Annotated in this window: 21 protein-coding genes; 15 read left to right on the top strand and 6 right to left on the bottom strand. The window is 67.3% G+C overall.

All coding sequences use genetic code 11. The features are described from left to right. Nucleotide 1: 1 nt before the first annotated feature. The 3 genes from ABIE57_RS13085 to ABIE57_RS13075 all read left to right on the top strand — a co-directional run bounded on the left by ABIE57_RS13085 (nucleotide 2) and on the right by ABIE57_RS13075 (nucleotide 2,492). Nucleotides 2–385, top strand: a complete 384-nt coding sequence (locus ABIE57_RS13085; RefSeq protein WP_354539476.1) for an ExbD/TolR family protein — start codon at nucleotides 2–4, stop codon at nucleotides 383–385. Continuing rightward, nucleotides 382–1,350 (top strand): TonB family protein, encoded by a 969-nt coding sequence (locus ABIE57_RS13080; protein WP_354539475.1) that lies wholly within the window; start codon nucleotides 382–384, stop codon nucleotides 1,348–1,350. The genes ABIE57_RS13085 and ABIE57_RS13080 overlap by 4 nt, the downstream gene beginning before the upstream one ends. A 98-nt stretch (nucleotides 1,351–1,448) precedes the next feature. Further along, entirely contained in the window at nucleotides 1,449–2,492 is a 1,044-nt protein-coding gene (locus ABIE57_RS13075; protein ID WP_354539474.1) for a patatin-like phospholipase family protein, read from the top strand. A 9-nt stretch (nucleotides 2,493–2,501) separates the two neighbouring features. On the opposite strand, the gene ABIE57_RS13070 is transcribed toward ABIE57_RS13075, so the two are convergent. The 5 genes from ABIE57_RS13070 to ABIE57_RS13050 form a co-directional block, all read right to left on the bottom strand. Beyond that, the gene (locus ABIE57_RS13070) at nucleotides 2,502–2,747 is read right to left on the bottom strand and encodes a DUF2484 family protein (protein WP_354539473.1); all 246 of its coding nucleotides are present in this window, start codon (nucleotides 2,745–2,747) and stop codon (nucleotides 2,502–2,504) included. Between the two features lie 84 nt (nucleotides 2,748–2,831). Next, complete coding sequence (locus ABIE57_RS13065; RefSeq protein WP_354539472.1) at nucleotides 2,832–4,088, bottom strand: hypothetical protein; 1,257 nt, start codon at nucleotides 4,086–4,088, stop codon at nucleotides 2,832–2,834. Nucleotides 4,089–4,093: 5 nt separating this feature from the next. After that, nucleotides 4,094–5,494, bottom strand: coding sequence for a UDP-N-acetylmuramate--L-alanine ligase (murC, locus tag ABIE57_RS13060; RefSeq protein ID WP_354539471.1), 1,401 nt, complete (start codon nucleotides 5,492–5,494; stop codon nucleotides 4,094–4,096). Nucleotides 5,495–5,498: 4 nt separating this feature from the next. Further along, nucleotides 5,499–6,593, bottom strand: a complete 1,095-nt coding sequence (locus tag ABIE57_RS13055) for a UDP-N-acetylglucosamine--N-acetylmuramyl-(pentapeptide) pyrophosphoryl-undecaprenol N-acetylglucosamine transferase (protein ID WP_354539470.1) — start codon at nucleotides 6,591–6,593, stop codon at nucleotides 5,499–5,501. Beyond that, nucleotides 6,590–7,753 (bottom strand): peptidoglycan glycosyltransferase FtsW, encoded by a 1,164-nt coding sequence (locus tag ABIE57_RS13050; RefSeq protein ID WP_354539469.1) that lies wholly within the window; start codon nucleotides 7,751–7,753, stop codon nucleotides 6,590–6,592. The genes ABIE57_RS13055 and ABIE57_RS13050 overlap by 4 nt, the downstream gene beginning before the upstream one ends. Before the next feature lie 121 nt (nucleotides 7,754–7,874). Between ABIE57_RS13050 and ABIE57_RS13045 the strand changes: the two genes are divergently transcribed. Further along, nucleotides 7,875–9,062, top strand: a complete 1,188-nt coding sequence (locus tag ABIE57_RS13045; protein ID WP_354539468.1) for a BaiN/RdsA family NAD(P)/FAD-dependent oxidoreductase — start codon at nucleotides 7,875–7,877, stop codon at nucleotides 9,060–9,062. Between the two features lie 77 nt (nucleotides 9,063–9,139). Here ABIE57_RS13045 and ABIE57_RS13040 read toward each other — a convergent pair whose 3' ends face one another. Then, nucleotides 9,140–9,874: a FadR/GntR family transcriptional regulator gene (locus tag ABIE57_RS13040; protein ID WP_354539467.1), complete on the bottom strand. Its 735-nt coding sequence runs from the start codon at nucleotides 9,872–9,874 to the stop codon at nucleotides 9,140–9,142. Between the two features lie 84 nt (nucleotides 9,875–9,958). Between ABIE57_RS13040 and ABIE57_RS13035 the strand changes: the two genes are divergently transcribed. The 11 genes from ABIE57_RS13035 (at nucleotide 9,959) to ABIE57_RS12985 (ending at nucleotide 20,181) form a co-directional block, all read left to right on the top strand. Further along, nucleotides 9,959–10,693: a DUF2182 domain-containing protein gene (locus tag ABIE57_RS13035; protein ID WP_354539558.1), complete on the top strand. Its 735-nt coding sequence runs from the start codon at nucleotides 9,959–9,961 to the stop codon at nucleotides 10,691–10,693. Between the two features lie 15 nt (nucleotides 10,694–10,708). Beyond that, nucleotides 10,709–11,338 carry a DUF1326 domain-containing protein gene (locus ABIE57_RS13030; protein WP_354539466.1) on the top strand — a complete coding sequence of 210 codons (630 nt, stop codon included), beginning with the start codon at nucleotides 10,709–10,711 and terminating at the stop codon, nucleotides 11,336–11,338. Continuing rightward, nucleotides 11,338–12,444, top strand: a complete 1,107-nt coding sequence (locus ABIE57_RS13025) for a dimethylsulfoniopropionate demethylase (RefSeq protein WP_354539465.1) — start codon at nucleotides 11,338–11,340, stop codon at nucleotides 12,442–12,444. Before ABIE57_RS13030 ends, ABIE57_RS13025 begins: the two co-directional genes overlap by 1 nt. A gap of 94 nt (nucleotides 12,445–12,538) precedes the next feature. Next, nucleotides 12,539–13,531, top strand: coding sequence for an acryloyl-CoA reductase (acuI, locus tag ABIE57_RS13020; protein WP_354539464.1), 993 nt, complete (start codon nucleotides 12,539–12,541; stop codon nucleotides 13,529–13,531). Then, the gene (locus tag ABIE57_RS13015) at nucleotides 13,524–14,030 is read left to right on the top strand and encodes a GNAT family N-acetyltransferase (protein WP_354539463.1); all 507 of its coding nucleotides are present in this window, start codon (nucleotides 13,524–13,526) and stop codon (nucleotides 14,028–14,030) included. Before acuI ends, ABIE57_RS13015 begins: the two co-directional genes overlap by 8 nt. Nucleotides 14,031–14,111: 81 nt before the next feature. Beyond that, nucleotides 14,112–14,456 carry a hypothetical protein gene (locus ABIE57_RS13010; protein ID WP_354539462.1) on the top strand — a complete coding sequence of 115 codons (345 nt, stop codon included), beginning with the start codon at nucleotides 14,112–14,114 and terminating at the stop codon, nucleotides 14,454–14,456. Nucleotides 14,457–14,524: 68 nt separating this feature from the next. Next, nucleotides 14,525–15,919 (top strand): PepSY-associated TM helix domain-containing protein, encoded by a 1,395-nt coding sequence (locus tag ABIE57_RS13005; RefSeq protein ID WP_354539461.1) that lies wholly within the window; start codon nucleotides 14,525–14,527, stop codon nucleotides 15,917–15,919. A gap of 637 nt (nucleotides 15,920–16,556) precedes the next feature. Then, nucleotides 16,557–17,060 carry a division/cell wall cluster transcriptional repressor MraZ gene (gene mraZ, locus ABIE57_RS13000; RefSeq protein ID WP_354539460.1) on the top strand — a complete coding sequence of 168 codons (504 nt, stop codon included), beginning with the start codon at nucleotides 16,557–16,559 and terminating at the stop codon, nucleotides 17,058–17,060. A 3-nt stretch (nucleotides 17,061–17,063) separates the two neighbouring features. Next, nucleotides 17,064–18,053 carry a 16S rRNA (cytosine(1402)-N(4))-methyltransferase RsmH gene (gene rsmH, locus ABIE57_RS12995; protein WP_354539459.1) on the top strand — a complete coding sequence of 330 codons (990 nt, stop codon included), beginning with the start codon at nucleotides 17,064–17,066 and terminating at the stop codon, nucleotides 18,051–18,053. Beyond that, the gene (gene ftsL / locus ABIE57_RS12990; RefSeq protein ID WP_354539458.1) at nucleotides 18,053–18,400 is read left to right on the top strand and encodes a cell division protein FtsL; all 348 of its coding nucleotides are present in this window, start codon (nucleotides 18,053–18,055) and stop codon (nucleotides 18,398–18,400) included. Before rsmH ends, ftsL begins: the two co-directional genes overlap by 1 nt. Next, the gene (locus ABIE57_RS12985) at nucleotides 18,397–20,181 is read left to right on the top strand and encodes a peptidoglycan D,D-transpeptidase FtsI family protein (RefSeq protein WP_354539457.1); all 1,785 of its coding nucleotides are present in this window, start codon (nucleotides 18,397–18,399) and stop codon (nucleotides 20,179–20,181) included. Before ftsL ends, ABIE57_RS12985 begins: the two co-directional genes overlap by 4 nt. The last annotated feature ends 11 nt before the right edge of the window (nucleotides 20,182–20,192 follow it).

Raw genomic sequence — 20,192 nt, 5'->3', positions numbered from 1 at the left:
GATGCAGTTCTCCGCGCCCCGCCGCCGCCGACCGATCGAGCCGATCGTGCCGATGATCAACGTGGTGTTTTTGCTGCTCATCTTCTTCCTGATGAGCGCACAGATCGCGCCGCCCGCCCCCTTTGACGTGATCCTGCCCGAAAGCGGCGCAGGCGCGCGCGCCGTGCCCGCCGACACGCTCTACATGGATGCGGAGGGGCAGCTTGCCTTCAACGAGGCACGCGGCGCGGCGGTGCTGGACGCGCTTGCCGCGCGCGCGCAGGCCGACGCGCCGTTGCAGATCCGCGCCGATGCGGGGCTTGAGGCGCGGGCGCTGGCGCGGCTTTTGCCGGGGCTGGCCGCGCGGGGGGTGGTAGAGGTCGAGATCGTGACGGGGGCGAAATGATCCGGGGGCTGGAATTCGCGGGCTTCGTGGCGCTGGCGGCGGCGGTTCATGCCGGGGTCTGGTCTGCCGCCCCCGAGGGCGGCGGCGCGGGCGGGCAAGGCGGGGCCGAGACGGTGACGCTCGCCGCCGCTGCCCCGCAGATGGCGGCGCTGGTGGCGGCGTGGGAGCGCCCGGTCGAAGCGCAAGACCACGCGCCCGCCCCGCAGACCCTGCCCACGCCCGAGGCGCAGCCGGTGGCCCTGCGCCCCGACGACACGCCCGCCCCTGCGCCACGGCCTGCACAACCGCAGCCGGATGCCGCGCCAACCCTGCCCCGGCTGCCCGCGTCCCCCCTGCCCGCGCCCGCCCTTACGGACCGCGCGCCCGCGCCCCTGCCGCCCCCGCCCGCCGAAGCCCCCGCACGCCCCGTGCGCCCCGCGCAGGCACCCCCGCAAACGGTGCGCCCCGACGCCCCCGAAACCCCGTCCATGACAGCCCTGCCGCAGATCGACCGGCAGACCGCGACGGCCACGACCACGGCACCGGCCCGCACGCGCCCCGTCGCCCGCCCCGAACCGAAACCGGCCGCAAAACCGTCCCGGCCAAGCCCCGCGCGCGCCAAACAGACCGCGCGCGGCACAGGTCAGCAAGAGGCGGGCGGGGCCGCGAAATCCCACGCCCCGGCGCAACTCGACGCCGCCACCCGCACCAGCCTCATGGGCCAGTGGGGGGGCGCGATCCGGGCGCGGATCGAGCGGCAAAAGCGGTATCCGGCGGGCACGCGGGCGCAAGGCACGGTGCATCTCGTGCTTGATGTGGGGGGCGACGGGCGGCTCATGGGTGTTGCGGTCACGCGCTCTTCGGGCGATGCGCGGCTCGATGCGGCGGCGGTCAGTGCCGTGCGCCGCGCGCGCCTGCCCGCCGCGCCCGACCGGCTGCCGGGACCACGCCACCGCTTCACCCTGCCGGTGGCCTTCGCGCGCTGAGCACATGGATGTGACGCCGCGCCGTGCGATGCCCCCTACAACTCGCGCGTGATTTGCGCTAGACGGGTTACGCCGCAATGCAGCAAGGATACCGCCCCATGGCCTCCACACAAAAACCGATCAACCTCGCGCTGCAAGGCGGCGGCGCGCATGGTGCCTTTACCTGGGGCGTGCTCGATTACCTGCTCGAGGACGGGCGGCTGCGCATCGCGGGTGTCTCGGGCACCTCGGCGGGGGCGATGAACGCGGTGGCGCTGGCCGATGGCTTTACCCGCGCAGGCCCCGATGGCGCGCGCGCGGCGCTCGACAAGTTCTGGCGCTCGATGAGCGAGAGCGCGCGCAACACGCCGCTGCAACGCACGCCGGTGGACCGCATCACCGGCAACTGGGGGCTGGAGAACAACCCGTTCTATCATTTCATGAACGCGCTGACCGGCGTGGCCTCGCCCTATCAGCTCAACCCGCTCAACATCAATCCGCTGCGCGATCTGGTCGAGGAGAGCATCGATTTCGAGATGGTGCGCAAATGCACCGCGTTCGAGCTCTTTGTTTCGGCCACCAATGTCGAGACCGGGCGCGTGCAGGTCTTTCCGCGCGAGGGGCTGACCGCCGACATGGTGATGGCCTCGGCCTGCCTGCCGCATGTCTACCAGGCGGTCGAGATCGACGGCGTGCCCTATTGGGACGGCGGCTATATGGGCAATCCGGCACTCTTTCCGCTTTATGGCAAGACCGGCACCGACGATATCGTGGTCATCCAGATCAACCCGATCGAGCGCAAGGGCGCGCCGAAGACCGCGCAGGACATCCAGAACCGGATGAACGAGATCAGCTTCAACGCCAGCCTCCTCAAGGAATTGCGCGCCATCGACTTCGTCGACCGGCTGATCCGCGAGGGCAAGCTCTCGGTCGATCACTACCGCCCCGTCAAGGTCCACCTGATCGAGAACGAGGCCGAGATGAAGCCGATGGGCGCCTCGTCGAAGATGAACGTGGAATGGGCCTTTCTCACCCGGCTGCGCGATATCGGCCGCACGACCGCCGCGCGCTGGCTCGATGGCTGCTTTGACCGGATCGGCACCGAGAGCACCGTCGATCTGCGCGCCATGTTCCAGGGCATCGGGGCAGAGCACCAGGGCTGAGGCCGCCCGCTACCCCAGCCGCCGCCGGATCCAGCGCGCCAGATAGATCGCCGGCCAGCGCAGCACGCTCATCCCCGCGAGCAGCATGACAAGGCCCACCCAGGGCCCGTTCTGCCACGTCACCAGCCCGAGGATCGGCACTCCGAGCGCGATGAGCATATAGGCCCTGCGCCAGTGGTTGTCGCGGCTCGGCACCATCGCCAGAAGATTGGCCAGCACCAGCCAGAGCAGCGCGGCGATCAGGGAGGGGGTCATGGCACGCGGCTCCTTTCTCGGCTCAACAGGGCGACGCCGGACGGCAGACATCGGGGGCCGGGTATTGCCGGGCGGGACGATCGGTCACGGCTTGGGCAGCGCGGCGCGCGCCGCGCCGACAAACTCGCCCGCCGATTTCGGGGCAAAGACCATCGCACCAAGGGCCACACCAGCCAGCACGGGCAATCCATAAGAAACCCCAAGGAGCGCCGTCGTGCCAACAAGACCAGCCTTCACCACGCCCTTTCCGGTGTCCCATACGCCCTCGACCACCTCATTTACCTTGGCGCGGGGCAATTCAGCAAATTTTCGACAGTAGAGCCGCACCAGTCGTTCCGAGGTCTCTGCCTCAGAGTCGGTCACCAGGCCTTCGGCTGGTAGGATTGCACGCAGCCGTATGATCGCGTCATGCAGCGCGAGATAAACCTCCATCTGTCGCCGCCATGCCTCGTCGCGCACATTGCTGCGCTGCAACCGCTCAATTTCGAGGAGTAGCAGCCCCTCGATCGCATCGAACGTGGGCGGCAGGGCCGCACGATTGCGCTCCATCGCGGCCTTGACGGCACTGACCTGCTCAGTCGGGACCGGGGGCAGTGCGTGGAGCGCCGCATCGAGCGCTTCCGCCTGCCGACTCGCCTCGATCCGGGCAATCTCTGCGGCGACGGCGGCATGGCCGGCTTGCCAGACATCATCGGGCAGAAGGGCGATCTGGCGCTGCACCTCCCAGTCGAGCCACGCGCCGCGTTTGGCGGCGAAATACCAGCGGTGCCAGTAGGAATCGCGGTCCCCCGTCTCCTGCGCTAGTGTCTCCAGCGCTTGCTGTTCGATCTCCAGAAATTCTGGCGGCGGCTCTCCGTGCCAGAGCGGGGATTGAAGTAAGTCCCCGTTGTCGGTCAGGATTGCCACGTCTTGTGCTACTTTATCCCATGTATCAATATCGGCAACGTAAGCGACAGTGATGGCGTCTGCCACACATGCAGCGACGGTGAAAATGTCGTCAATAGAAGCAGTCTTTACGCTTGATTTAGCGGTCGAATAGACCGCAGAAGTAGTAGAGAAACTACGGGCATCTGACGTGTGGAACATTTGCATCCGGTTGGCGGAGAAGTGGCAGGTATCCAGAACCTCCCTGATACCCTCTACTTGATATTTGCACGCAACCCCCAAAGACAGATTACAGCGTAAAATCGGCAGGCTTGTCAGATCACGTTTATGCGCCCAGCCCTCGCGCATCGCCGCGCCCCAGAACGGCCAGATCCGCAGTGCCGCGCGATGCACGATTAAGATCGCCTCCTCCCGAGGCCGACCTTCCAGCCACTCCTTGAGGCTCTCCCGATCCACCCCCCTCACCCCGCCTGCAACCGGGCAGGCAGCCCGTTGGCCCAGGCAGAAATCGTGCCCGCACCCAGACACACCACCATGTCGCCGGGTTTCGCCTCTGCGCGCACGAGCCGCTCAAGATCGTCCTCGGAGGCGACGGCCACCGCCTGCCGGTGACCGTGGCGGATGAGGCCCGCCACCAGATCGTCGCGCGAGGCCCCCGGAATGGGGTCCTCGCCCGCCGCGTAAACATCGGCGATGCCCACCACGTCGGCCTCGTTGAAACAGCCGCAGAAATCATCAAAGAGCGACGACAGGCGCGAATAGCGGTGCGGTTGGTGCACGGCGATGACGCGGCCCGTGGAGGCCTGCCGCGCCGCGCGCAGGACGGCCGCGATCTCTACCGGATGATGGCCGTAATCGTCGATGATGGTCACACCATTCACCTCGCCCACGCGGGTGAAGCGGCGGTTGACGCCGCCGAAACTCGCCAGTGCGTCGCGGATGGCGGCGCGCGGCACGCGCAGATGCCGCGCCACGGCGACGGCGGCGAGCGCGTTCGACACGTTGTGATCTCCGGGCATGGGCAGCGAACAGCCCTCGATCAGCTTGCCTTCGGCCTGAAGCGCGATGTCGAACCGCGCCACACCGGCCTGATATGTCAGGTTGAGGGCGCGCACATCGGCCTGCGCGTTGAAGCCGAAGGTGATCACCCGCCGGTCGGTGATGCGCCCCACCAGCGCCTGAACCTCCGGGTGGTCGGTGCAGCACACGGCCAGACCATAGAACGGGATATTGCTTACGAAATCGTGAAACCCCTGCCGCAGGTTCTCGATCGTGCCCCAATGTTCCATATGCTCGGGGTCGATATTGGTGACGATGGCGATGGTCGCGGGCAGGCGGTTGAAGGTGCCGTCGCTCTCGTCGGCCTCGACCACCATCCATTCGCCCTGCCCCATCCGGGCGTTGCTGCCATAGGCGTGGATCACACCGCCATTGATCACCGTGGGGTCGATCCCGCCCTTGACCAGCAGTTCCGCCACCAGCGTTGTCGTGGTGGTCTTGCCATGGGTGCCCGCCACCGCGATGTTGGACTTGAGGCGCATCAACTCGGCCAGCATCTCGGCCCGGCGCACCACCGGCAGGCCACGCCTGCGCGCCTCGTCCAGTTCGGGATTGCCCGGTTTGATCGCCGAGGAAATGACCACCACCTCGGCCCCGTCCAGATTGTCGGCGCGCTGGCCAACAAAGACCCGCGCGCCGAAGCTCTCCAGCCGCTCGGTGATTTTCGACGCCTTGAGGTCCGAGCCCTGCACGTCATAGCCAAGATTCAGCAGCACCTCGGCGATGCCCGACATGCCGATGCCGCCGATCCCCACGAAATGCAAAGGGCCCACATCGGTGGGCAGCTTGGTGGCGGCATTCATGGTATCAGTTTCCTTCTTTTGCCAGTTCTTCGACCAGATCGGCCAGCCGCTCGGCGGCCTCGGGCCGCCCCTGCAAGCGCGCCGCCTCGGCCATCAGGCGCGCGCCTTGCGCATCGCCCAGAACCGCCGCCATCTGCGTGGCGAGCGAGGCGGTGTCAAGCCGGCTCTCGGGGATAAGGATCGCAGCCCCCGCCGCCACCAACCCGCGCGCATTGGCGCTCTGGTGGTCATCGGCAGCGGCGGCGAAGGGAATGAGGATCGCGGGCCGCCCGATCACCGCCAGATCGGCAAGGCTTGATGCGCCCGCGCGGGAAATGACCAGCTGCGCCTCGGAGATGCGCCGCGCCACGTCACGGAAAAACGGCTGAACATCCGCGTCGATCCCCGCCTCGGCATAGGCGCGCGCCACGCGGGTGCCGTCCTCGTCGCGCGCCTGATGGCTCACGCGGACATTGCGCAAAATCTCCTCGGGCAGCGCGGCGATGGCCCCGGGCACCACATCGCTCAGGATGCGCGCGCCCTGAGAGCCGCCGATCACCAGCACCGACATCGGGTAATCGCCCGGCGGGATATAGGGCGCGCCCGCACGCTCCAGCACCGCCGTGCGCACCGGGTTGCCCACATGCTCAGACCTCGCCCCCTCGGGCAGGGTGGTGGGCCAGGTGCCGCAGGCCACCAGATCGACGCGGGGGGCAAAAAGCCGGTTCACCCGCCCCGGCACGCCGTTCTGTTCGTGCACCATGCGCGGCAGGCGCAACAGGGTCGCCGCCGCCAGCGCCGGGATGCTCGGATAGCCGCCGAAGCCCACCACCATGGCCGGTTTCTCGCGCCACATCCGCACCACCGTGCCAAGCACGCCGCCCGCGATATGCAGCGGTGCCAGCAGCTTGTTCACGATCCCGCCGCGCGCGAATGTGGCGCTTGCCACCTGCACGATCTCGACCGAATGGGGAAAACCGCCCACGTAGCGCGCGCCGCGCGCGTCCGTGCTCAGACGCACCCGCCAGCCGCGCCGCAGCATCACCTCCGCCAGCGCCTGCGCCGGGAACATGTGCCCGCCGGTGCCGCCCGCCGCGATGATCAGAAGCGGCGCGCTCACCGCCGTCCCCGCAGGATATCGCCGATCTGCCCCTGCGGGCGCGTCCGCGTGAAGGCCAGCAGCATCCCCAGGGCAATGCCCCCCGCCACCAGCGACGAGCCGCCATAACTGACGAACGGCAGGGTCATCCCCTTGGCGGGCAGAAGCCGCACCGCCACGCCCATGTTGATCATCGCCTGCGCGCCGAAAATCGCCACAAGGCCGGTGCCCGCGAGGCGGATGAACGGATCACGCTCGCGCATCAGCCGCAGGAAGGAGCGCACGACGATCCCCGCGTAGAGCGCGATGACGACCATCACCAGCACGAGGCCGTATTCCTCTGCCGCCACCGCGATGATGAAATCCGTATGCGCATCGGGCAGCGACCATTTCACCTGCCCCTCGCCCACGCCTACGCCAAACAATCCGCCCTCGCGGATCGCGTTGGTGGCAAAGCCAAGCTGCGTCGTGGGATCGAGTTCGGGGCTGAGAAACCCGTCGATGCGACGCGCGAAATGCTCGGAATTGGCATAGGCCAGCGTGCCCGCCGCCACCACCGCCCCGGCCATGATCAACAGAAGGGTGACCGGCGCACCGCTCACGAACCACATCACCCCCCAACCGAACAGCACCAGCGCCGCCTGCCCGAAATCGGGCTGCATCGCCAGAAAGCCCAGGATCACCACCATGAGGGCGAAAGACCAGAGCCGCCCCGGCGGGCCGCCGATCTCGTAGCTGGCCGCGATCATCCAGGCCGCGACGACGACGAATGCGGGCTTGAGAAATTCCGAGGGCTGAACGCTGGCGAACCCGAGGCTATACCAGCGCACCGCCCCCTTGCCGAAATCCGTGCCGAAGACCGGCAAACACATCAGCGCCAGCAGCGCGCCGAAAAACCCCAGCACCGCCAGCCTGCGCACCGTCTCGGGGCGCTGCATCGAGACAAGCATCATGGCAACAAGTGCCAGCCCGCCAAAGAACATCTGTCGCTGAACGTAGTGAAACGGCGCAAAGCCGTTCTTTTCCGCCAGCGGCACCGAGGCCGCCAGCCCCAGCAGAATACCGATGGCAAAGAGAATGAGCACCGAGAAGAACGACCATCTGTCGATCGTGCGCCACCACCGGGGGAGAACGGGCTCTGCGTCCCGCAGGGGCACTGCCCCATAGACCATTTCCGTCATCTGCCTGCCGCCTCGATTAGGTTCGCCCCTTTGCGGGGTCTCGGTGCACAGTCTAGCCGCATTTCGGCCCCTGCGCCAGAACCTCTTGCCAATGGGCGGGTTTTCGCGTCACAGGCGGATCATGACGAACGCGGTTACGACCCTCATCCTTGGCGCAGGCGCCGCGGGGCTGATGTGCGCGGCTCATGCCGGTCCGGGCGCGCTGCTGATCGACCATGCGCGCGCGCCGGGCGAAAAGATCCGCATTTCCGGCGGCGGGCGGTGCAATTTCACCAATCTTCATGCGGGGCCAGAGAATTTCCTGTCGCAGAACCCGCATTTCTGCAAATCGGCGCTGGCGCGCTATACCCAGTGGGATTTCATCGACCTCGTGTCGCGCCATGGCATCGGCTGGCACGAGAAAACACTGGGGCAGCTTTTCTGCGACGGGCGCGCGACGCAGATCGTCGCAATGCTGGTCGCCGAGGCGCGGCAGGCGGGTGCCGATCTTTGGCTTTCGACGCGGGTGGTCGGGATCGACCATGACGGCCAGTGCTTTCGCGCCGTGCTCGACCGCGAGGGGGCGCGCGTTACCGTCACGGCCCGCCACCTCGTGTTGGCCACGGGGGGCAAGTCGATCCCCAAGATGGGCGCGACGGGCCTCGCCTACGAGGTCGCGCAGCGCTTCGGCCACGCGCTGACCGAAACCCGCCCCGCCCTTGTGCCGCTGACCTTCTCGGACGCGCCCTTTGCCGCGCTCTCGGGCGTGGCCCTGCCCGTGCGCGCCGCTTGCGACGGCGTGGCCTTCGAGGAGGCGGCGCTCTTTACCCATCGCGGGCTTTCGGGGCCCGCGATCCTGCAAATCTCGTCCTTCTGGCGCGAGGGGACGGCGATCACGCTCGATCTCGACCCCGGGGGCGCGCTTTACGAGACCCTGCGGGCAGACCGCCAGAGCCAGGGCAAACGTAACCTGACCACCGTGCTGGGCCAGCATCTGCCGGGCAAGCTTGTGACCCACCTCGCCCCCTCGCTGGCCCTTTCGGGCAATCTCGGAGACCAGTCCGACGCCCGGTTGGGCGCGCTCGTCACGGCGCTGCGCGGCTGGGAGATGAAGCCCACCGGCTCGGAGGGCTACCGCACCGCCGAGGTGACGCTGGGCGGCATCGCCACCCATGGGCTCGACTCGGCCACCATGGAATCGCGCCACCTGCCCGGTCTATTTGCCATCGGCGAGGCGGTGGACGTGACCGGCTGGCTGGGCGGCTACAATTTCCAATGGGCCTGGTCCTCGGGCTGGGCGGCGGGCCAGGCGATTGCGGCGCGGGGGTAAGAGGGGGACTGGCCGGGAGCGGTTGCGAAGAGAGCCGCGCCGGGAGCAAATCCCAACCGGCCCCGTCAGGCCAGGCCCTACCGCTTCGGCCGCGCGCGTGCCGCCATCACGTCGCGCCCCAGCGTGAGCGTATAGGCTTCCAACGCGCTCAGCGCCGCCAGCGCCGCCTCGGCCTCGTGTCCCTCAAGCGCATCGGCAATCCGGGTGTGAAAGCCCACGATCACCTCGCGCGACCGCGCCGTGAAGGTGATCATGTTCATCAGAGGCTGCATCGCCTCGACCGCGCCCGCGAGTTGGTAGCTGAGCACCGGGTTGCCCGCGCTGTCCACCAGTGCGCGGTGAAAGGCCACGTCCGAGGCGCAGAACGCCTCGTCCGTCAACCCCGGCTGCCCCTGCCGGTGAATCTCGGCGCGCATCGTCGCCAGCGTGTCGGGCGTGCGGCGCAGGGCCGCCAAGGGCGTGCAGGCACGTTCCAGCGCATAGCGCGCCTCGCAGGCGACATCGAAACTGATCGCGTTCATGCTCAAAAGCAGCGTCGCGGTGGTGATCTGCTGACCGTAAGCCTCCGTGTAGCTCAGCCGGTTGACAAAGGCCCCGCCGAACGCACCGCGCTGGGTGCGGATGAGCGATTGCGCGGCAAGGCGTTTCAGCGCCTCGCGCACCGTGGGGCGTGAGACCGCGAAGTGATCGGCGAGTTCGGCCTCGGAGGGCAGGCGTTCGTCGACAATGAGCCGCCCGGCCATGATCTCCTCGCGGATGGCCTCGGCGATCTGGGCCGAGAGGTCGGCCTTGTTGTCGGGATCAATTTTCATTTGTCTTACATTTAAATGTCTGACAATTTGAATGCAAGGGATGAGTCGGGGGAAGCAGCGATGATCGCGGCACAGGTCAGGCGGATGGGGGGCGGGCATTGGCTGCTGCTTTATGCGCTGATCCTCGGGGCCTGGGGGCTGCTTTACGCGATGGCGCTGCCCGCCGCGCTGCGCGAGGGCGCGCAGATATACGGCGCGGATTTCCTGCAAAGCCTGTGCATCGTCACGCCCGATGCCGCCGGGTTTGGCCGGATCATCCTGATGTGGGCGCTGATGTCGGCGGCGATGATGGCCCCCACGGCGCTCCCGGCCTTCGCCACCTACGAGGATCTGGGCCACGCGGGCGAGACGCGGCTGGGCGCGCTGGTGGCGGGGTATCTGTCGGTCTGGCTGGGGTTTTCGGTGCTGGCGGCGGGCGCGCAGATGGCGCTGTTTCAGGCCGGGTTGCTGACGGCGTTCGGGGATAGCCGGTCGGGTATCCTGTCGGCGGTTCTGCTGGCCGTAGCCGGGGCCTATCAGTTCAGCCCCGCCAAGGAAGCCTGCCTGTCCAAATGCCGCCGCCCGCTGTCCTTCTTCATGCAGCATTGGGACGAGGGCGCGCTCCACAACGGCGTGCGGCTGGGGCTGGTGTGCCTGGGATGCTGCTGGGCGCTGATGGCGCTGGCCTTTGTCGGGGGCGTGATGAACCTTGCCTTCATGGGGCTGGCCACGGTGATCATGGTTCTGGAGAAACTGCCGCAGATCGGCGCTTGGCTCACCCGCCCGCTCGGCGTGGCGCTGCTGGCCGCGTCGGGCTGGGTTCTGTTCACATCAATCTGAGAGAGGAGACCGGATATGGCATTGGATACGGTGGGCACAGTCCCGTGGGCGATCAAGGGGGAGTTGATCCTCAACTGCAACTGCACGGTGTTCTGCCCCTGCGTGGTGAGCCTTGGCAAACACGCGCCGACGGAAGGCTACTGTCAGGCCTGGTCGGGCGTGCGCATCGACGAGGGCCATTACGGCGACGAGGATCTGAGCGGGCTGAACGTCGGCCTGATGCTGGAAATCCCCGGCCTGATGGCGCGCGGCAACTGGAAGGCGGCGGCCTTCATCGACGAGCGCGCGAGCGAGGCAGGCTATGAGGCGCTGGTCAATATTTTCAGCGGCAAGGCGCGCGGCACCACCGGCCTCTTCGGGGTGCTGGTGAGCGAGTTTCTGGGCGCCGAGCGCGCGCCGGTCATCTTCGAGACCGAGGGCAATGCCCGCCGCCTGATGGTGGGCAAGAAGATCCAGGGCGAGGTGATCCCCGTTCCGGGCCATGGCGGTCAGGATATCGTTGTCACCAACACCGAATACTGGATGGGGCCGGATATCACCGTCGCCACCGCCACCAAGGGCCGCGTGCGCGCCTTTGGCCGGGTGTGGGATTTCGACGGGCGCAGCGCGGAAATCTGCCAGATCGACTGGAAAGGCCCGCGCTGATGGTGCTGCTGTCGCCCTCGCGCCGGTTGCGCCGCACGCCGTTTTCCCAAGGGGTCGAGGCGGCGGGGGTCAGGGCCTACACGGTCTATAACCACATGCTGCTGCCTACCGTGTTCCGCTCCATCGAGGAGGATTATCGCCATCTCAAGCAGGCGGTGCAGGTCTGGGACGTGGCCTGCGAGCGGCAGGTGGAGTTGCGCGGCCCGGATGCGGGCCGCCTCATGCAGATGCTGACGCCGCGCGATTTGCGGGGGATGATGCCGGGGCAATGCTATTACGTGCCCATCGTCGATGAGACCGGCGGGATGCTCAACGATCCCGTCGCCGTGAAACTGGCCGAGGATCGCTGGTGGATTTCGATTGCCGATTCGGACCTGCTCTACTGGGTCAAGGGGATCGTGCAGGGCTGGCGGCTCGATGTGCTGGTGGATGAGCCGGACGTGTCGCCGCTGGCGGTGCAGGGACCGCGTGCCGACGATCTGATGGCGGCGGTCTTTGGCGACGCGGTGCGCGATATCCGCTTCTTTCGGTTCGGGATGTTCGATTTTCAGGGCCGCGACATGGTGATCGCGCGTTCGGGCTATTCCAAGCAGGGCGGCTATGAGATCTATGTCGAGGGCGGCGATATAGGGATGCCGCTGTGGAACGCCCTGATGGAGGCGGGCAAGCCGTGGGACGTGCGCGCGGGCTGTCCCAACCTGATCGAGCGGATCGAGGGCGGATTGCTGAGCTATGGCAACGACATGACCGACGACAACACGCCGCATGAATGCGGGCTGGGCCGGTTCTGCAACACCCACACGGCGATCGGCTGCATCGGGCGCGATGCGCTCTTGCGGGTGGCTCGTGAAGGGCCGGTGCAACAAATCCGCGCCATCGCCATCGAGGGCGGCGCGGTGCCGCCCTGTGTGGACTGGTGGCCGGTGCTGTCGGAGCGGGGCGAGCGGGTGGGGCGCGTGAGTTCCGCCGCGTGGTCGCCGGATCATCAGGTCAACGTGGCCATCGGCATGGTGCGGATGACCGATTGGGAGGCGGGCACCGACCTGCGGGTCATGGCGCCGGATGGCGAGCGGCGCGGCGTGGTGCAGGCGGGGTTCTGGGCCTGAGAGGGGGAGTGAGGGGCCAGCCCCTCACACTCCCCGGGATATTTTTGGCAAGATGAAGCGGGGGGCTGGCCCTGCGAATGACATGGAGAGCGATATGTTCAACGCATTGGTCGTCGAGAAGGACGAGGAAAGCGGCAAGACATCTGCGGCGGTGAAACAGATTTCCGTGGAGGATCTGCCGCATGGCGAGGTGCTCGTCGCGGTCGAGTATTCCACCGTGAATTACAAGGACGGGCTCTGCATCGGGCCGGGGGGCGGCCTTGTGCGCAAATATCCGCACGTGCCGGGGATTGATTTCGCCGGAATCGTCGAGGAAAGCCGCGACGCGCGTTACAAGCCCGGCGACAAGGTGGTACTGACCGGCTGGCGCGTGGGCGAGGCGCATTGGGGCGGCTACGCGCAAAAGGCGCGGGTGAAGGCCGACTGGCTGGTGCCGCTGCCCGAAGGGCTGGACACGCGGGCCGCGATGGCCGTGGGCACCGCAGGATTTACCGCGATGCTGGCCGTCATGGCGCTGGAGGATCACGGGCTGAAGCCGGGGCACGGGCCCGTGCTGGTGACGGGGGCTGCGGGCGGTGTCGGGTCCGTGGCGACCGCGATCCTCGCCAATCTCGGGCATGAGGTGGCGGGGGTGACGGGCCGCCCCGAGACCGCCGATTACCTGCGGTCGCTGGGGGCCACGCAGATCGTGCCGCGCGAGGAGCTGAACGAGACGGTCAAGCGCCCGCTGGAAGCCGAGACCTGGACCGGCTGCGTCGATGCCGTGGGCGGCGCGATGCTGGCGCGGGTGCTGGGGCAGATGAAATACGGGGCCTCCGTCGCCGCCGTGGGCCTTGCGGGCGGCGCGGGCCTGCCCGCGACGGTCATTCCCTTCCTTTTGCGCGGCGTGAACCTTCTGGGCATCGACAGCGTGATGCAGCCCTATGACAACCGCCTGCGCGCCTGGGGCCGCATCGCGCGCGACCTGCCGATGGACAAGCTCGAGGCGATGATCGTGCCCGCCAGCCTCGGTGATCTGCCACGCCTCGGGGCCGAAATCCTCAAGGGACAGGTCAAGGGCCGCGTGGTGGTGGATGTGAATGGATGACGTCACGATCCGGCTGGCGCGTCCGGGTGATTTCGACGCGCTATGGCCCATGCTGCGCGCGGTGATCCGCGCGGGCGACACCTATGCGCTCGACCTAAACCTCAATGCCGAGGCGGTGCGCGCGCTCTGGATGGAAGCCCCGCGCGCCACCTATCTTGCCGAGGCGGGGGGCGAAGTGCTGGGCACCGCCTACATCAAGACCAATCAGGCGGGCGGTGGAGCGCATGTCTGCAATGCGGGTTTCGTGGTGGCCGAGGCGGCGCGCGGGCGCGGCGTGGCGCGCGCGCTCTGCGAGCATGCCATCGAGGAGGCCCGCGCCATGGGCTATCTGGCGATGCAGTTCAATTTCGTGGTCGAGACCAACGAGGGGGCCGTCGCGCTCTGGCAAAGCCTGGGCTTTGCGACCGTGGGCCGCCTGCCGCACGCCTTCCGCCACCCCGAGGCGGGGCTGGTCGATGCGCTGGTGATGTATAAATGGCTGGGCGCGGACGGCGATTGAGGCTGGCGCGGGTCTGGCGGTCATGGCAGGCTATCGGACAAGATGCGGATTGATCGAAGCCCTTTGACCGCGGCCCTGCTCGTGGCCGTCCTGACGGTGGCGCTGGCCGCTGTCGGCTTTGCGCATCGCGGCGGGGGGCTGCCGGACGCGGATTACGCGGCCTATCTGGCGGCGGGCGGCTCTGCCGGGGACCTCTGCGCCCATGGCGGCGGTGCCGGGGATCACGCGCCCGCAAAGCATGAGAGCGGCACCAATGGCTGCGAGGCCTGCCGCATCGCGGCGGCCATGGTGCTGCCTGAGCCGGGGCGCGCGCCCGATGTCTGGCCACGCCCGGTGCGCGCGCCGGCAACCCCGGCCGAGGCGCAGATCCGCCCTGCCCGCCTGGCGCATGGCCTGCCACAGACCCGCGCACCGCCGCGCGCCTGAGATTTCCCGAACCAGTCCTTTTCAACCTGCGCCGCCGCGATGCGGGGCGCCTGCGATGGAGTTGCTCCATGACCTCGATTGATCAGACCTGTGCCCCGCCCGAGAGCGCGCGCGGCACCAACGCCTTTTATTTTGCGGCCTGGCGGTGGCATTTCTATGCCGGGCTGTTCGTGATCCCGTTCTTCTGCATCCTGGCCGTGACCGGGCTGATGATGCTGTGGATCGCCTGGATCGACGGGCGCGACGGCGAGCGCACCGTGGTGCAACCGCTCGATGCGCCGCTTGCTGTCTCGGTGCAGGCCCAAGCGGCGGTGGCGGCCGTTCCGGGCGGCACGCTCAAGCAATACGTGGCCCCGCGCCGCGATGATCTGGCGGCGATTTTCCGCGTCGATCAGGGCGGCGAGGCGACCATGGTCGTGGTCGATCCCTACCGCGCCGAGGTGCTGGCGCAGTTTCCACGACGGCAAGGCTGGTATGATTTCGCCGATGGTGTCCATTCCGAGTTGATGCTGGGCGTGACCGGCGACCGGATGCTGGAAATCGCCGCCTCTCTGGGCATGGTGCTGATCGCGACCGGCCTTTACATGTGGTGGCCGCGCGAGGCCGGGTGGCGCGCGGCGCTCATCCCTACCTTGGGCCGGGGCCGCGCGCTCTGGCGGTCGCTGCACGGGGTGCTGGGCTTCTGGATTTCCATCGTGCTGGCGTTCTTTCTTGTCTCCGGCCTCGCCTGGTCGGGGGTCTGGGGCGAAAAGCTGGTGCAGGCCTGGAGCCAGTTTCCGGCCGAGAAATGGGACAGCGTGCCGCTCTCGGACGATATCCATGCCAGCATGAACCACGACCGCAAGGAGGTGCCCTGGGCGCTCGAACGCACGCCCATGCCCGCCTCGGGCAGCCATGCGGGCCATGAGGGCGTGAGCGGCGCGGTGACCATCGACACGCTCGACGCGCTCGCGCGGCAGATCGGATTCGATGCGCGCTATCAGCTCAACCTGCCCCAAGGCGAGACCGGGGTCTGGACCTTGGGCCGCGACTCGATGAACACCGACGATACCGACCCGACCTCGGACCGCACGGTGCATGTGGACCAGTATACCGGCAATATCCTCGCCGATGTGCGCTATGGCGATTACTCGCTGGCGGGAAAGGCGATGGCCGTGGGCATCGCGCTGCACATGGGCACGATGGGGCTCTGGAGCGTGCTGGCAAATACGGTGTTTTGCCTCGCGGTGCTGTTTCTCTGTGTCTCCTCGGTGGTGATGTGGTGGAAGCGGCGGCCTGCCGGGGCCGCGCGCCTTGTTGCCCCGCCCCTGCCGCGCGATCTGCCGATGTGGCAGGGCGCGGCGCTGGTGGGGCTGGCGGTGTCGCTCGCGTTTCCGCTGGCGGGTCTGACGCTGGTCGCGGTGCTGGCGCTTGACGTGCTGGTGCTGCGCCACCTTCCGGGGCTGCGCCGCGCGCTGAGCTGATCCCGTGCCCCATGCGTCTTGAGGCCCCGCCCCGGCGGGGCCTTTGTCGTTTCCGGGACAGGCGCGCCGAAACCCGCATTGACGGTGATTCGCAGGCGTGATTCGATGAATTTCGCCTGTTGAGGCCCTGTCAGACGGTTGGGAAACCATGGGGCAACATCGATATCCGTAGATTGCTTGGGAAATCGTGGGACGTTTATACCTTAAGATGAAACACAATATATTGGATATATTTTATAAAAAAGCACCACATGATCCAAAATTGACCAACTAATGACGTATCCCCTTGTTTCCCAAGATATCCCAGCAGGCGCGCCATCGAAAGAAAGCTCAAAAAATGTTTGCAGTGGGAGAAAATACCATGCTATCCAAGGACCACGATGAGGACGGGACAGACGAAGGGGCAACAAGACCCCGAAACAATCTCCCAAGTCAGGTTTCATACAGGCACCCAGCTTCATCGCATAAGAATCCGGCGCGCGAGCGAGCAGACATCCCCCCAGGTGGCGCGCGCAGTCGGAAACCCCGCTAGGCGGGACGAGGGCGGCGGGTTGATCAGTGGCAGCAGATCAACCCGCCGTTTTCCGTCAGGGGGACCGGGTATCAACCGGGGGCACCAAAAGAGGCCATCGGGACAGTGGGTCGGATATTCAGAGGCGAAAACACCGTAAAGGTGGATGCCAAGGGCCGGGTGTCGATCCCCGCGCTCTTTCGCCCCGTGATCCAGGACAGCGATCCCAACTGGAGCGCCGGAAAACAGCCCGAACTGATCATCGTCTATGGCGACCACCGCCGCGATTTCCTTGAATGTTTCACCATCGAGGCGATGCAGGAAGTGGACGAGAAAATCGCCCGCCTGCCGCGCGGCTCCAAACCGCGCCGCCTGCTCGAACACATGTTCCAGGGACAGTCGCTCCCCACCTCGGTCGATGACACGGGCCGCATCGTGCTGCCCGCCAAGCTGCGCAAGAAGCTCGATCTCGAGGACGAGGCGTTCTTCATCGCGGCGGGCGACACGTTCCAGATCTGGAAGCCCGAGACCTATCAGGCCAAGCGCCTTGCCGATGTCACCGAATGGCTTGACGAATTCCCCGAGGATTTCGACCCGCTCACCCTGCTCGACACGCCCGACGGGGGCTGAGCCATGGCCGCCGCTGCCCCTGCCTCGCCCGCCCCTCACATCCCGGTCCTCTTGCGCCCGCTCCTGGCCGCCGTCGCCCCCGTGCGTGGCACCTGGCTTGATGGCACGCTGGGCGCCGGGGGCTATGCGCGCGGGCTTCTGGAGGCGGGTGCCGATCAGGTCATCGGCGTGGACCGCGACCCGCTGGCCATCGCCATGGCGCGGGACTGGGGTGCGCCCTACGGCGACCGGCTGCGGCTGGTGCAGGACAATTTCGCGGCGATGGACAGCCATGCCGAGGCGCTCGACGGCGTGGTGCTCGATCTCGGTGTGTCCTCGATGCAGCTTGATCAGGCGACGCGCGGCTTTTCCTTCATGCGCGACGGCCCGCTTGACATGCGGATGAGCCAGGAAGGGCCAAGCGCCGCCGATCTGGTCAACACCGCCGCCGAGGCGCAACTGGCCGATATCCTTTATCTTTACGGCGAGGAACGCGCGAGCCGACGCATCGCCCGCGCCATCCTGCGCGCGCGCGAAACAGCGCCCATCGAGACCACCGCCCAACTGGCCGCCATCGTCGAGCGCTGCCTGCCGCGCGCCAAACCCGGCCAGGCACATCCCGCGACCCGCAGCTTTCAGGCCATCCGCATCGCCGTCAACGACGAATACCGCGCCCTTATGGGCGGGCTGGAGGCGGCCGAGCGCGCGCTCAAACCCGGCGGGCAACTGGCGGTCGTCACCTTTCATTCCATCGAGGACCGGATCGTGAAACGCTTCTTGCAGACCCGCGCGGGCGCGCAGGGCGGCGGCAGCCGTCACGCCCCCGAGACGCAGCGCGAGGCACCGCAATTCACGCTCAGGACCCGCAAGGCCATCGCGCCCGATGACGCGGAACTGGCCGACAACCCCCGCGCGCGCTCGGCCCGGCTGCGCATCGGCATCCGCACCGACGCAGCCCCCGGCCTCTCGGACCCCGCCGCGCTCGGCCTGCCCATGCTGAAGGGAGAGAAATGATGCGCAGCCTGCTCCATGTTCTGACGGCGCTTGCCGTGATCGGCCTCGCCTTCTGGGCCTACCGCGAGAATTACCGCACCCAGGCCGCGATTGCAGAGGCCGAACGCCTGCAATCAGGCATCGCCGAGGCACGCCAGCGGCTTCGGATGCTCAACGCCGAATGGGCCTATCTCAACCGGCCCGACCGGCTGATGGATCTGGTCGAGATGAATTATGACCGGCTCGGCCTCATGCCGCTGCAACCGCACCAGTTCGGGCGCATCGATCAGGTGGCCTATCCGGCCCCGGCGGCGCTGATTCTCAACAATCCGGTCGATGTCTCCAACACCGAAGAGCAACTGCCATGATCCGCACGCCGCTGCGCCCGCTGGCGCGTATCCTCGAAGCGCGCCGCAAGGGCGAGAACCCCGACGCCATCGAGCGCGAGAATATCCGCCTGCGCCACGAGGAAATGCGCGACCGCGCGCGCCGCCGCGCCGAGGGGCGGCTTCTGGTGCTTGCGGGGCTGTTTTTCATCGGTTTCACCGCCGTAGGCGGCAAGATGGCGGTGCTGGCACAATCCGAACCCGCCGAGCCGCGCATCAGCAGCGAAGGCGCACAAATTCACGCCCAGCGCGCCGATATCGTGGACCGGCAAGGCCGCGTTCTGGCAACCAACCTCGACACCTACAGCCTCTATGCCCAGCCGCATCAGATGGTGGACCCGGTGCGCGCCGCCGAAACGCTGGTGGAGATTTTCCCCGATCTCGACGGCGAGCGCCTACTGCGCGATTTCACCGGCACGCGCAAGTTTCTCTGGATCCGCCGCACCCTCAGCCCCGAACAGAAGCAGGCGGTGCATGACATCGGCGAGCCGGGCTTGCTCTTTGGTCCGCGCGAGATGCGGCTTTACCCCAATGGGCGTCTGGCCGCGCATGTCATGGGCGGTGCCAGCTTTGGCCGCGAGGGCGTGCACGCCGCCGAGGTGGTGGGCGTCGCGGGGATCGAAAAACAGCTTGACGAGCGCCTGCGCGACCCTGCCCGCGCGCATGAACCGCTGATCCTCTCGCTGGACCTCAGTGTGCAGGCGGCGATGGAGCGGGTCCTTTTGGGCGGCATGAAGATCATGAATGCCAAGGGTGCCGCCGGCATCCTGATGGACGCGCAATCGGGCGAGGTGATCGCGGTCGCCTCCTTGCCCGATTTCGATCCCAACAAACGCCCGCCCCTGCCCACGGAAGGCAATCCCGATGACAGCCCGCTCTTCAACCGCGCAGTGCAGGGTGTCTACGAGCTTGGCTCGACCTTCAAGGTCTTCGCGCTGGCGCAGGCGCTGGATCTGGGTCTGGTGACCCCCGCCACCGTCATCGACACGCGCAGCCCGATGCAGTGGGGCAAGTTCCGCATCCGCGATTTCCGCAATTACGGCCCCGAACTCAGCGCGGAAAAGGTGTTGGTGAAATCCTCCAACGTCGGCACCGCGCGCATCGCGCTCCAGATCGGCGGCGCGCGGCAAAAAACCTTTCTCGACGCGCTCGGCTTCATGCAGCCCTCGCCGCTCGAGATCAGCGAGGCATCGGGCAGCGGCCCGCTTTTGCCGAAAAACTGGTCGGAGTTGTCGACCATGACCATTTCCTACGGTCACGGCCTCTCGACCAGCCCGATGCACCTTGCCGCCGCTTATGCCACCATCGTCAACGGCGGGCGGCTTGTGACGCCGACGCTATTGCGCGACCCGACCCGCACACCGGGGCCTCGCGTCATATCCGAGGCGACATCGGCCGCCATGCGCGACATGATGCGCAAGGTGGTGAGCGAGGGCACGGCCAGCCTGGCCGAGGTGGAAGGCTATGCCGTGGGCGGCAAGACCGGCACCGCCGACAAACCCAAGGCCAGGGGCGGCGGCTATTACAAGGACAAGGTCATCGCCAGTTTCGCGGGCATGTTCCCCGCCGATGATCCGAAATACGTGCTCGTCGTCACGCTGGACGAGCCGGTGGAAACCTCCGGCAGCGAAGCGCGCCGCACCGCGGGCTGGACCGCCGTGCCCGTTGCCGCCGAAATCATCCGCCGCACCGCGCCGCTGTTGGGACTCAGACCCACGATTGAACACGCCGGAGTGCCTGTTATAAGGCCCGCATCTCAGTAAGGGCGGATGGT

The organism is Roseovarius sp. MBR-6, assembly GCF_040547525.1.
GTDB lineage: Bacteria > Pseudomonadota > Alphaproteobacteria > Rhodobacterales > Rhodobacteraceae > Roseovarius.
Note: the sequence above shows the minus strand (reverse complement) of the source record. Positions and strands in the feature narration are given on the sequence as shown.

Coding starts and splice junctions, on each gene's coding strand:
- murC (WP_354539471.1), bottom strand. CDS start 5,494: ATGAATGCCGCCACCAAGCTGCCCACCGATGTGGGCCCTTTGCATTTC.
- ABIE57_RS13070 (WP_354539473.1), bottom strand. CDS start 2,747: ATGACCCCCTCCCTGATCGCCGCGCTGCTCTGGCTGGTGCTGGCCAAT.
- ABIE57_RS13040 (WP_354539467.1), bottom strand. CDS start 9,874: ATGAAAATTGATCCCGACAACAAGGCCGACCTCTCGGCCCAGATCGCC.
- ABIE57_RS13050 (WP_354539469.1), bottom strand. CDS start 7,753: ATGACGGAAATGGTCTATGGGGCAGTGCCCCTGCGGGACGCAGAGCCC.
- ABIE57_RS13085 (WP_354539476.1), top strand. CDS start 2: ATGCAGTTCTCCGCGCCCCGCCGCCGCCGACCGATCGAGCCGATCGTG.
- ABIE57_RS13025 (WP_354539465.1), top strand. CDS start 11,338: ATGGTGCTGCTGTCGCCCTCGCGCCGGTTGCGCCGCACGCCGTTTTCC.
- ABIE57_RS13035 (WP_354539558.1), top strand. CDS start 9,959: ATGGGGGGCGGGCATTGGCTGCTGCTTTATGCGCTGATCCTCGGGGCC.
- ABIE57_RS13075 (WP_354539474.1), top strand. CDS start 1,449: ATGGCCTCCACACAAAAACCGATCAACCTCGCGCTGCAAGGCGGCGGC.
- ftsL (WP_354539458.1), top strand. CDS start 18,053: ATGCGCAGCCTGCTCCATGTTCTGACGGCGCTTGCCGTGATCGGCCTC.
- rsmH (WP_354539459.1), top strand. CDS start 17,064: ATGGCCGCCGCTGCCCCTGCCTCGCCCGCCCCTCACATCCCGGTCCTC.
- ABIE57_RS13030 (WP_354539466.1), top strand. CDS start 10,709: ATGGCATTGGATACGGTGGGCACAGTCCCGTGGGCGATCAAGGGGGAG.
- ABIE57_RS13080 (WP_354539475.1), top strand. CDS start 382: ATGATCCGGGGGCTGGAATTCGCGGGCTTCGTGGCGCTGGCGGCGGCG.
- ABIE57_RS13005 (WP_354539461.1), top strand. CDS start 14,525: ATGACCTCGATTGATCAGACCTGTGCCCCGCCCGAGAGCGCGCGCGGC.
- ABIE57_RS12985 (WP_354539457.1), top strand. CDS start 18,397: ATGATCCGCACGCCGCTGCGCCCGCTGGCGCGTATCCTCGAAGCGCGC.
- ABIE57_RS13015 (WP_354539463.1), top strand. CDS start 13,524: ATGGATGACGTCACGATCCGGCTGGCGCGTCCGGGTGATTTCGACGCG.
- ABIE57_RS13045 (WP_354539468.1), top strand. CDS start 7,875: ATGACGAACGCGGTTACGACCCTCATCCTTGGCGCAGGCGCCGCGGGG.
- acuI (WP_354539464.1), top strand. CDS start 12,539: ATGTTCAACGCATTGGTCGTCGAGAAGGACGAGGAAAGCGGCAAGACA.